Below are 10,118 nucleotides of genomic sequence, written 5' to 3'. Positions count from 1 at the left end.
CACAACCTCTCGCTCAATTCAATACATTAATAGGTCCTGAACCTAGCCTAGTTAGGATTATCGATGCGCTTGAAAAGAAAAAACTGGTAAGACGGGTGGCAGACGCAAGAGATAGGCGCTTGAAGCGGATCTACGTTACGGAAATTGGTAAAGACATATTCGAACCGCTTCGTGCCGCGACTGCTTGCATCGAAGCGTCAATCCTCTCCGGTCTTGATACTAGGCAACAGGATAAATTGATCGGCGTTATCGATCAACTCATTCTCAACGCGCAGCGCACCTTGTAACGGGGCTGCGGCCGGATTGGCGTTTGATATGCGCTGTCAGGGCACCATCATGGTGCTTGAGTGCCGTAAAGCCGGATGAAATCGTCGACCGCGATCGCTAACCATGATCGCGGTTCTTCCTCTCACAATAAACTTAGAGACGCTCCCAGACTATTCGGATTCGAACGAAGTGGAAAGTAATCAGTTTAAACCCGTGCCGATTTTCAAAGTTCTGCTCATTTAAGAGTTGGAAAATATCACCCAGGAGTAGGCGAATAATCCAATAAATAATGTCCGATTTTTATACCTCTTCTTGGCCTTGGTTTGTGGGTTTTAGGAGCGATGATCAAAATGATCGGTCTGTTTTGTGAGTGTTTGACGCATGCTTGCACGACAGCCATAAGACTTAAAACATAAACCGAAGTGTCTGCATGTAAAACACGCCCGATTGCAATCCGGCCTGCTGCACAGAGTGGGACGTCAGGACGCCAGCAATGTCATGTGTCCATTCCCAGTGCGGGACAAAATTCCATGAGACCTGAAACTGGGGAATAGTGCCAATATACCCACCGTGCAGGCCATTGCGTGGCGCATAGACCTTGCCAATGCCGTACAGGGCATCCTGCGTGCTTTCGCGCCAGAAAAAGGGTACGTGCAGGCGCAGTTGCAGTGTTGGCAGCGGTTTGGTCTGTACCAGAGGGCCAACTCCCACCAGATTCTGGCTGGTCAGGGAGGTTGTCACATCATTGTAGTAGGGCAGTGGCACATAAGGTGTTGCAAATGTGCCAACTGCACCTTTGCTGCTGTTGTAGTTCCCGCCCGAGAACACATCAGCCTGCACGCCAAAGGCCAAAGGGCGTGGCTGATGGGGCAGATTATACAGAATGGTACCATTAACGGCAAAAGCATGAACCGGACGTATGGCGCCGTTTTTGGCCGGGCGGAATTCCCCACCTTGGTACATGCCGGTCAGATTGACGTTAAAATCTCCCAGTTTTCCCCATAGTCTCCCACCTTCCGTGTCACGTCGTGTGGAGCCGGCTGCAAGCTGGCCAGTTTGTGCCGTGGGAATGGCGGCCAGTGTGCCATTGTAGAGATAGCCAATAAAAAAGGCGTCGAAGTAAAGCTGGGATGGGCTGTTGAAAAAGCGGAAAGCAGGGAGGGCCGTGGACGTATATGCACCATAAAGCCTGCCGCCATAATTGGTGCCATCGGAGAAAATGCCAACAGGCTTTCGATCGGTCTGCATAAAGTCAAAAAGGTCAACCCGGAACCGCTTCCAGATTGCATACCCCCGAAAACCATCCCATGTCTGCTGCACGTTTGGCAGGTCGCGGATGGACTGCATACTTGTCGGAGCATCCAGAAAAAGCTGCCGTCCACCCATAACCCCCATATGGGCACCAAGGATCTGGCCTTTGAGTTCGACAAAACCCTGTTGCAGGTCAAGGCGTTCACGCTGTGTGCCCGCTTGATAGCCATAAGAATTGCTGCCCCCGGCCTCGGCATTGATCAGCTCGGCATAGACCCGCACATGCGAGCCCAGGTGCAGGTCGCCCGCATACTGGTTGCGCAGCAGAACCATGCTGGAATTGCTGACCCCGGCTGTTCCCATCATGGGGTGGTTCTGGAACATGTAGCGCAGGCGGCTTTCGCCACTCAGGCTGAGCCAGATGGAACCACTGTTGTTGAGCGGGATGTATTTGAGTCGGTTGAACCAGTCCTGCTGGCGCTTCTGGGGTGGTGTTCTGGCCAGATAGCTCCAGTCTTCCGTCCAGCGTGCCTGCCCGTAAGGGGCGACAATGCCAAAACCTGCTGCGGACCCGTCGCCCCCACCAAAAAGCCCCCAACTACCGGGGCGGGTTGGCGGTATGGACGGCTTTGTCAGGCGTGCGGCCTCTGAGGCGGGGGTGGTGGCAACATTACTGCTGGCTGGTGGGGGCCGGGCCGCCTCTGCCTTGGTGGCAAGTGATGGTTTCTCATCCCGTGGCAGGCTGTTCTGGTTTTTAAGGGTTTCGGCGCTGGCAAGGGTATTGCCGCCCAGAAACAGCAGGGAAATCATACTGATACGGTGCGCGGAACGCCCCCGTTTGACCTGTCTTGGGTAGGTGGACATGCTCTGTCTCCACAATCTGATGTGCTGTGGCGATTGCGCGCAAGGCATGGGGGGACCGTTTCCACCCAGTGACGTTTGAAAAAACGTAACAGGGTGGAGCGGGCAGACGCCTTTTTGTGCAGTCGCGCAGTTAAAGGATGCGCGGCTCCCCTATGGGGGGATTATTCAAAATGGTTTGTACGGCAAGAACTTGCCCGAAATCCGGACATTGACCCTGTCACCCGCCGGGTCCGGCTCACGCTCGATATGCATACGAAAATCGATGGCGCTCATAATGCCGTCCCCGAACTCCTCGTGGATGAGTTCCTTTATGGCCGGACCATAAACACTGACAATTTTGTACCACCGATAGATGAGTGGATCGGATGGTGCGCCGCCCTCCAAAGTGCCTTTGGAGGGGATGCTACACAGCCATGGCTGCGCAGCGGCCTGTAGCCCGAGCAGGGCAATAAGGGCCTGTGCCTCGTGCGGTTCAAACGCCATCTGGCCCAGACAGGCGGCTGTGGTCCATTCTTTGCTGCGACCGACGACGGCGGCAATTTCTGCCCAGCTCACCTCTTATTCCACCCGGGCTGTCACGAGTGCGCGTGTAACATCTGCGCGTGATGCGTACATGGATCTGTTCCCTTGTTTTAGTTGCTGGTTTGCCGGGTGCCTGCCGAACGGCGCACCAGAAAATCAACCAGATGGTTGCGAAGGTCGTAAAAGCCCGACAGGTGGTGGATGGATGTCCGGACCCGGTCGCGGGGAAGGGGGTTTTCTACAATTTCCGCAATATGGGCCTGTGGGCCGTTACTCATGAGGATCAGCCGGTCTGCAAGCAGAATGGCCTCATCCACGTCATGTGTGATCATGAACACGGCCTGGCCTGTTTTTGCGCAGATCCGGAGCAGCTCGTCCTGAATGACGCCGCGGGTCAGGGCGTCCAGCGCGCCAAAAGGCTCGTCCATCAGGAGCATATCTGGTGTGGTGGAAAAGGCGCGGGCAATGCCTACACGCTGCCGCATTCCGCCAGAAAGCTCGGACGGGCGCTTGTGCTGTGCGTCATGCAGGTTGACCATGTTGAGGTAGTGCAGCACCTGCTGATGCACATCCGCCTTGTTCATACCCGGAGAACGCGCCCGCACCGCCAGTGCGACATTCTGCGCAACGGTGAGCCAGGGCATGAGCGCGTGGCCCTGAAAAACAACGCCCCGCTCCAGCCCAGGCCGTGTGACGTGGTGCCTGTTCATGCTGACATGGCCGGTTGTCGGGCGCTCAAGCCCTGCCAGAATATTCAGGATGGTGCTTTTGCCGCATCCTGAATGGCCGATCATGCAGACAAATTCGCCTTGGTTGATGGAGAAGGAAATATCGGAAAAAATGGCAGGGGCACTGGCGCCATAGCGTTTTTCCAGATGCTGCACATCCATGAGCGCTGTTGCGTTATTCCGCATAGCCAACACTCCGCTGGAGGGCGCTGAATGCGGTATCCAGAATCATACCCGTGATCCCGATCAGCAGCACAGCCAGAATAACATTGGAAATGGACAGATTGTTCCACTGGTTCCAGACAAAATAGCCAATGCCGGAACTGCCCACCAGCATTTCGGCGGCAACAATGGCCAGCCAGGCAATGCCCAGCCCGACCCGCATCCCTGTGACAATGGTCGGTGCTGCTGCGGGCAGGATAACCCGCCACATGCGCTGCACCCAGCCCAGTTCCAGCGTACTGGCAACGTCCAGCCATTCCCGGCGCACTCTGGCAACTCCGAAGGAGGTGTTGAGCAGAACAGGCCAGAGTGCGCAGATAAAGATGACAAAAATACCGCACCCTTCGGCATTCTGTATGGTGTAAAGGGCTATGGGCATCCATGCCAGTGGCGAGATCGGGCGCAGAACCTGAATAAACGGGTTAAGCCCACGCGCCAGCAGGGGCATCTGCCCCATAAGCAGACCCAGCGGCACGGCCACGGCCACGGCCAGCCCGTACCCAATAAAGACCCGCAGCAGCGATGCGCCCAGTTGCCAGCCAATCCCCCGGTCATTGGGACCGCTGTTATGGAACGGTGCGCGGAGTTGCTGCCACGCATCATGGCCAAACTGGCTGGGGGAGGGAAAACCGTGGCTGACAGGGGCGGCGGATGCCGTGCCCATGAGCCGCGCGTATTCCGAATTATCGGCGTGTATGACTTCTACCGGGAGTGTGGTAGGCAGGGTGAGCACCTGCCATGCCAGCAGCACGCCTCCAGCCAGTACGAAACTGAGCAGATAGGCTTTGAGTTTTTCCTGTCTGCCGCCCATCACCTTGTCCTGTTCTCTGCAAAGGTTGTGGCCGGGTCAAACGCTGTGCCCAGAACCTGAATGGGTGGGTAATCGCTGGCGTAAGGTGGGGTCAGGTCCGGCAGGGCAAGTGCTGCGGCCTGCCTGCGCACATCTTTGAGCATGAACACCTCCTCAGCCACCCTGCGCGCATCCACGGGGGTGTTGAGGTAGCCCCAGCGTTTCATCTGCGCGATCATCCATAGGGCGGGCGAATAATAGGGAAAGGGGTTGAACCCTAGGCGTGACGGAACATTGCGCACGGCTCCCAGCCCATCGGCATAATGGCCGGTCAGGCCCTGACGGATGACAATCTCGGGTTGGTTAAGGTATTCGGCTCTGGCCAGAATGGTCGCGGCTTCCTGCCGGTTTTCGGTCTGCTGCATATAGGCCGCAGCCCGGATCATGGCGCGTTGCACAGCACTATAGGTGTTGGGGTGCGTGTGGATAAAGTTTTCCGTCATGCCTAGAGCGCAGCATGGGTGCCCGTCCCAGATCTGGGAGCTAAGGATGTGCAGGAATCCTGCCTGTTCCGTAACTGCGCGCTGGTTGAAGGGGTCGGGACCTATAAAGCCGTCAATATTACCGGCCTTCAGGTTGGCGACCATTTCTGGTGGTGCGGTTACGCGCAGGGTTACGTCCTGATCAGGGTTCAGACCATAATGCGCCAGATAGGCCCGGAGCAGAAAATTATGCATGGAAAATTCAAAAGGAATGGCAAATGTCATACCTTTCCAGTCTCGCGGGTCCCGCCGGTTCTGGTGCTTGAGAGCAAGTACGATGGCTTGCCCGTTGGTGTTCTGCATGGTCACGGCCCGCACTGGCGTGGGTGCATGTCCCGCCCCCAGAGAGAGGGCTAGCGGCATGGGAGAGAGCAGGTGGGAGGCGTCAAAAGTACCGTTGAGCAGATTGTCGCGGATAAGGGCCCATCCAGCGGTTTTTTGCAGCTCTACCGTAAGCCCCTCATCATGGAAAAACCCTTTGGCGTGCGCCATGATCAGTGGGGCTGCACAACTGATTGGAACAAAGCCGATTTTGAGAGCTGTTTTTTCGGGCGTGCCTGTGGCTACGCCAGAAGGCGCGTCAGAGGAAGTGGCGGCAAAAGCAGGGCCTACGGCGCCAGTCAGCGCTGCGGCAAGGGAGCCGCCCAGCAGCCCCCTGCGTGATAGGGACAGGCCATGCGTGCCGCCGCACGGGCAGAATGTGGCCGGGGTCGCCGTATGGCATGTCAGTGTGGAGGTGCGGGGCATGTGTAAGCCCGAAAGAAAATGTTTTGTCATATCATCAGACCTCCAGAGTTGCGGTAACGGTGGCGCCGCGGCGTTGCTGCATGACCAGCCGTTCCGGTGTGTTGTGTACGGTGTGCCAGATTGCCGCAGGGTCGGGCTGGCCGCGTAGTTCCAGCGGCAGGCTGCGGTTTTTCAGGCGTATGGCAGGCGGGCTGTGCTGGTAGCCCCCGTGGGGCAGACCCAGAACGGCATGGGCAATGGCATCGGCCTGTGCGGCAATGGGGCCAATATAGCGGCAGGGTTGCACGTTCAGACTGATGCAGTCGCCAAGGGCGTAAATGGCGGGGTTGCTGGTTTGCAGCGTGTGCTGGTCCACGGTAATGCCGCAATCTGTCCGTAACCCGGCCATATGCGCCAGTCTGAGGTCGGTTTGCAGGCCAATGGCGGCAATCACGCAGTCGGCGCTCAACGTCTGTCCTGCGTCAAGCTGGACGGCAACACCCTGCTTCGCCCGCGTAACGGCGGATACTGTGGCATTGGGCAAAAGAGTTACGCCGCAGCTGCGCAACTGCTGTTGCAGCCTTGCCCCGGCCTGTGCAGGCAGCACGGAGCCAAGCGGGTATGGCCCTTGATGCACCAAGGTTACGTGGTGGCCTGCCCGTGCGGCATCTTCGGCCAGTTCGCACCCGACAAGCCCGGCCCCGACAAGAATAATCCTGCGTGTGTCCTGCCCGATCCGCGTCCGCAGGGCCGCCCATGCGGCCAGCGTGTTGATCCGCCAGACCAGAGACGCGGGGAAGGCGGGCAGCTCAACAGGCCGTGCGCCCTGGGCCAGAATCAGTGCGTCGTAGGGCAAGGTGCCGCGTGTGGTGCGCAGCCGTTGCGCCTGTGGGTCTATGCCCACCGCAACGGTTTGTGGCATCAGGCGGATATGCAGGCGTTGCGCTGCGTCCTGCCCGCTCTCCTGTTGCAGATCCGTGGCTTCCAGCCCGCGGGAGAGTGCCAGGGATAACTCGGGTTTGGCGTAAACATCCGCTGTGCAGGCCGCAACCAGCGTAATGGGCACCTGCGGGTCCAGCGCGCGTAGCCTGCGGGCCACACTCCAGCCTGCCGTACCTCCGCCGACAATAACAATACCAGAGCGTGCCACCCCGGTATGGTTCCGGCTGGCGGGCCAGAGGGTCTGCCCCGGCGGGATTACGGTAGAGGTGGGGGAGGGCAGGGGTTCAAAATCCGCCTTGCCCACCCCGCACAGGGGGCAGTACCAGTCATCGGGAATATCTTCAAAGCGTGTGCCCGGCGGCAGGCCGCTATCGGGATCACCTTTGCTTTCATCATAGATCCAGCCGCAGACTTTGCAGATATAGAGTGTTACGGAGGTGTCGGGAGCAGATGCGTTCATACGGGCACCTCCTCCTGGGCAAGACGGGCCATTTCATAGCGCAGGTGTTTGATGGCGGGCGTGACAATGGCCACAAACTGGGCTTCGTGCACCCGCCTTTGCGGTGCGGCGCTGCTCAGGTAGCCGCGCGCGCCCTGATGCAGCAGTGCGGACTGGGTTGCGCGCAGGGCCAGTTCCGCCCCGTGGGCGCGTATGTCCAGAAGGTCCAGCAGGTAGTCCCGCTCCTGCGGGGCCGGGCTGCGGGCAAGAAGTATAACGCGCTCTTCAAGGGTTTTTAGTTCAGCAGCCAGTGTGTCGGGGCGGTCGTGCAGGTACTGGTTGACGTGGCCCAGCACGCCTTCGACCTCGTGCATACTGTCAATGGCACCCTGAATGATGCCTGCCGCCATGCCGCATTGCAAAAGCAGGAAAGGGGCTTTGATTTTTTGCAGCAGTGGCGCTGCGGGGGCGGCAATAACATCCTGCTCGGGCACAAAATGGGCCTGTAGGCGTATGCCCCAGGTGCTGGTGCCCTCCATGCCTGAAAAATGCGGGCATTTGAACAGGAGTTCCGGTCTGTCCAACCGGAGCAGGAACAGCACCTGCTCCGTTCGGGCGTCTCCCAGACTGGCAACGGCACCGCAATACTGGCCCGGTGCAATATGGCTGACCCACGGCAAGGTGCCATCGACCAGATACCCCCCAGAAACACGGGTTGCGTTCAGGGCCATTTTTTCTATTCCGGCCTGCGCCTTGATGGGGTTGGAAAGTGCAGTGCCACCAAAACGCGCGCCCTTGAGGTGTTGGACCAACAGGTCCGTATTCAGGCTGGCATCGGGGGCAGCGGCCAGATAGAGGGCGCACGCCATGTGGCACCAGACCAGAAAACCGGTAGAGCCGCACCAGCGCGAAACCGCAGCAACCCCGCGCATGGCCTGTACCAGATCGGGGGCGTCCCTGTTGGCAAGGGGGGAAAACAGCCCCGCCTGCGCCAGTTCTTCCAGCACGTCCAGCGGGTAATAACCGTCCTGATCTATGGTGCTGGCAAGGCTGCCCAGACGGGTCCGGGCAATCTGTTCGATCCTACCCGACAACCCTTCGCAACTGGTGTTCCCGGTCGTGGACGCGGCTTCTGGCGGGAGGTCGGACACCGTATGGGAGGGGTGTGGCAGCATGATGCAATCAGTCCGTCAGGGTGACAGTCAGGGGCACGGGATTGCGCAGGGTATTGGCAACCGGCGAGAAATAATTGGCATGTTCCACAATCTGGTTCAGCACCTCGCGCGGGGCGTCACCTTCCACGTTAACGCGGACCCGCACCTGCTTGAACCCCATGTCCTGCGGCTGGCGGTCGGCTCCACCGGCCCCCCACGCAGCAGTATTGCCGATATCTCCTTCCAGCCAGAGTTCCAGTTTGCTCAGCCTGACCTGCCGGTAGGTGGCCACGGCGGTAATGCCCACGGCAAGGCACCCCCCAAGAGCGGACAGCACAATTTCGCCTGGTGCGGGGGCCGTGTTCTGCCCGAACAGGTGGAGGGGTTCATCCACAACAACAGGGGTGTGCCCTTCCACGTAGCTCAGGGTCCGGTACTGGCCATCGGTAATGGTATGTACTTTGTTGGTGCCATGGCCATTAGGGTTTGCCTTACCCTTTTCAGCAAATTTGAGAAGACCATCCCGGTCAATCGGGCGGAGGTAGGTGGTAACGGTGGCGGCATCGGACATAGAAGGAACTCCATAAACAACTATTTTATATTGTAATATCATTTGGAATCGTTAATTATGGGTATACCGGTCTGTCTATCTCGTCAACAAAATAACTTTATGGTAAAACACCGCCATGACCGAACCTGCCCACATACTCCACCCGACCTACGCACCGGATGCCAACCCAGACGAGGTGGTCAGGGACGCAGGGGAGGCGCTGATTACAGCCGCCATCTGGCTGTTCTGCCGCAATGGCATCAGAAATACCGGAATAGAGAAAATCATCTCGCGGGCCGGGGTTTCAAAAATGACATTGTACAACCGCTTCGCCACCAAGGAGGGGCTGGTTTCCGCCGCGCTGGAAAAGGAAGCCGAGCAGTGGCGGGAGTGGTTTTTTGCCTCGGTCAACGCGCATGAGCCAGATCCATGTTATGGGCGGCTTCTGTGCATTTTTGATGCGTTGTTCGTCTGGTTCGAGCGCAAGGACTATTTTGGCTGCCTGGTCATGAAGGCCGCCATAGAGTTTGATGATCAGTCGGTGGAAATCACACGTATTTTTAAAAAACATAAACAGGAAATGGATGCCTACCTGACCCAATTGTGCGTGGAGGCGGGGTTTGCGGCACCTGGGCGCATTGCGTCCATGCTAACCACCATTATTGATGGTTGTATTGTCAAGGCGCTGGTCAGCCGCAATGCGCATGTTGCCCTTGAGGCAAAGGATATCTGCAAATCTCTTCTTGATATGAAGTAAAATTTTGTAAAAAAATCCTATCTGGCGAAGAGTTTGGAGTAGGGTTTCTTCACCTATGCTATGAATGATTTATCAAATAGAATTTGTAGTGGCCATGAATGACGAACAGTGATTGGATCATTGGGCTCTTGAGTAAAACCATAAATGGCTCACGATGAGATTTATTGCCTCTGTCCTGCAGGTGCGGACTTTGGTTGTGTTTTGGTAGATGCAGGTTATTGCTTATTTGTACACTCGACTGGACACTGAAAGTGTTTATCATGTGTAGAGAATTTGGGATAGGGTGTTATCAAAAACGTCTATCTAATCGGTGTCGAACTAGGTTCAGGACCTATTAATGTATTGAATTGAGCGAGAGGTTGTG

At 57.4% G+C, this 10,118-nt stretch carries 9 protein-coding genes and 1 pseudogene; 2 read left to right on the top strand and 8 right to left on the bottom strand.

Going from position 1 to position 10,118, the window contains the following annotated elements; all coding sequences use genetic code 11:
* A pseudogene (locus HK28_RS14340) lies at window positions 1-287 on the top strand (hypothetical protein); the annotation flags it as partial.
* Window positions 288-672: 385 nt separating this feature from the next.
* On the opposite strand, the gene HK28_RS10490 reads toward HK28_RS14340, so the two are convergent.
* From HK28_RS10490 to HK28_RS10455, 8 genes are all read right to left on the bottom strand, one after another.
* Complete coding sequence (locus HK28_RS10490) at window positions 673-2,382, bottom strand: alginate export family protein (RefSeq protein WP_233140490.1); 1,710 nt, start codon at window positions 2,380-2,382, stop codon at window positions 673-675.
* Between the two features lie 165 nt (window positions 2,383-2,547).
* Window positions 2,548-2,937 carry a cyanase gene (gene cynS, locus HK28_RS10485; protein ID WP_233140489.1) on the bottom strand — a complete coding sequence of 130 codons (390 nt, stop codon included), beginning with the start codon at window positions 2,935-2,937 and terminating at the stop codon, window positions 2,548-2,550.
* Window positions 2,938-3,014: 77 nt separating this feature from the next.
* Entirely contained in the window at window positions 3,015-3,818 is an 804-nt protein-coding gene (locus HK28_RS10480; protein WP_086644528.1) for an ABC transporter ATP-binding protein, read from the bottom strand.
* The gene (locus HK28_RS10475) at window positions 3,808-4,665 is read right to left on the bottom strand and encodes an ABC transporter permease (protein WP_086644527.1); all 858 of its coding nucleotides are present in this window, start codon (window positions 4,663-4,665) and stop codon (window positions 3,808-3,810) included. The genes HK28_RS10480 and HK28_RS10475 overlap by 11 nt, the downstream gene beginning before the upstream one ends.
* Complete coding sequence (locus HK28_RS10470; protein ID WP_233140488.1) at window positions 4,665-5,963, bottom strand: CmpA/NrtA family ABC transporter substrate-binding protein; 1,299 nt, start codon at window positions 5,961-5,963, stop codon at window positions 4,665-4,667. Before HK28_RS10470 ends, HK28_RS10475 begins: the two co-directional genes overlap by 1 nt.
* A 4-nt stretch (window positions 5,964-5,967) precedes the next feature.
* Window positions 5,968-7,314, bottom strand: coding sequence for an FAD-dependent oxidoreductase (locus HK28_RS10465; protein WP_086644525.1), 1,347 nt, complete (start codon window positions 7,312-7,314; stop codon window positions 5,968-5,970).
* Complete coding sequence (locus tag HK28_RS10460) at window positions 7,311-8,468, bottom strand: acyl-CoA dehydrogenase family protein (protein WP_233140487.1); 1,158 nt, start codon at window positions 8,466-8,468, stop codon at window positions 7,311-7,313. The genes HK28_RS10465 and HK28_RS10460 overlap by 4 nt, the downstream gene beginning before the upstream one ends.
* A gap of 7 nt (window positions 8,469-8,475) precedes the next feature.
* Window positions 8,476-9,018, bottom strand: a complete 543-nt coding sequence (locus HK28_RS10455; protein WP_086644523.1) for an OsmC family protein — start codon at window positions 9,016-9,018, stop codon at window positions 8,476-8,478.
* Between the two features lie 115 nt (window positions 9,019-9,133).
* Here HK28_RS10455 and HK28_RS10450 point away from each other — a divergent pair, with 115 nt between their 5' ends.
* Window positions 9,134-9,754: a TetR/AcrR family transcriptional regulator gene (locus tag HK28_RS10450; protein ID WP_086644522.1), complete on the top strand. Its 621-nt coding sequence runs from the start codon at window positions 9,134-9,136 to the stop codon at window positions 9,752-9,754.
* Window positions 9,755-10,118: the final 364 nt, after the last annotated feature.

Origin of the sequence: Acetobacter sp. DsW_063, assembly GCF_002153745.1 — a bacterium.
GTDB lineage: Bacteria > Pseudomonadota > Alphaproteobacteria > Acetobacterales > Acetobacteraceae > Acetobacter.
Note: the sequence above shows the minus strand (reverse complement) of the source record. Positions and strands in the feature narration are given on the sequence as shown.

Excerpts from the sequence above, each read along its gene's own strand:
- HK28_RS10470 (WP_233140488.1), bottom strand. The coding sequence starts at position 5,963 with ATGACAAAACATTTTCTTTCGGGCTTACACATGCCCCGCACCTCCACA.
- HK28_RS10460 (WP_233140487.1), bottom strand. The coding sequence starts at position 8,468 with ATGCTGCCACACCCCTCCCATACGGTGTCCGACCTCCCGCCAGAAGCC.
- HK28_RS10465 (WP_086644525.1), bottom strand. The coding sequence starts at position 7,314 with ATGAACGCATCTGCTCCCGACACCTCCGTAACACTCTATATCTGCAAA.
- HK28_RS10450 (WP_086644522.1), top strand. The coding sequence starts at position 9,134 with ATGACCGAACCTGCCCACATACTCCACCCGACCTACGCACCGGATGCC.
- HK28_RS10475 (WP_086644527.1), bottom strand. The coding sequence starts at position 4,665 with ATGGGCGGCAGACAGGAAAAACTCAAAGCCTATCTGCTCAGTTTCGTA.
- HK28_RS10455 (WP_086644523.1), bottom strand. The coding sequence starts at position 9,018 with ATGTCCGATGCCGCCACCGTTACCACCTACCTCCGCCCGATTGACCGG.
- HK28_RS10480 (WP_086644528.1), bottom strand. The coding sequence starts at position 3,818 with ATGCGGAATAACGCAACAGCGCTCATGGATGTGCAGCATCTGGAAAAA.
- HK28_RS10490 (WP_233140490.1), bottom strand. The coding sequence starts at position 2,382 with ATGTCCACCTACCCAAGACAGGTCAAACGGGGGCGTTCCGCGCACCGT.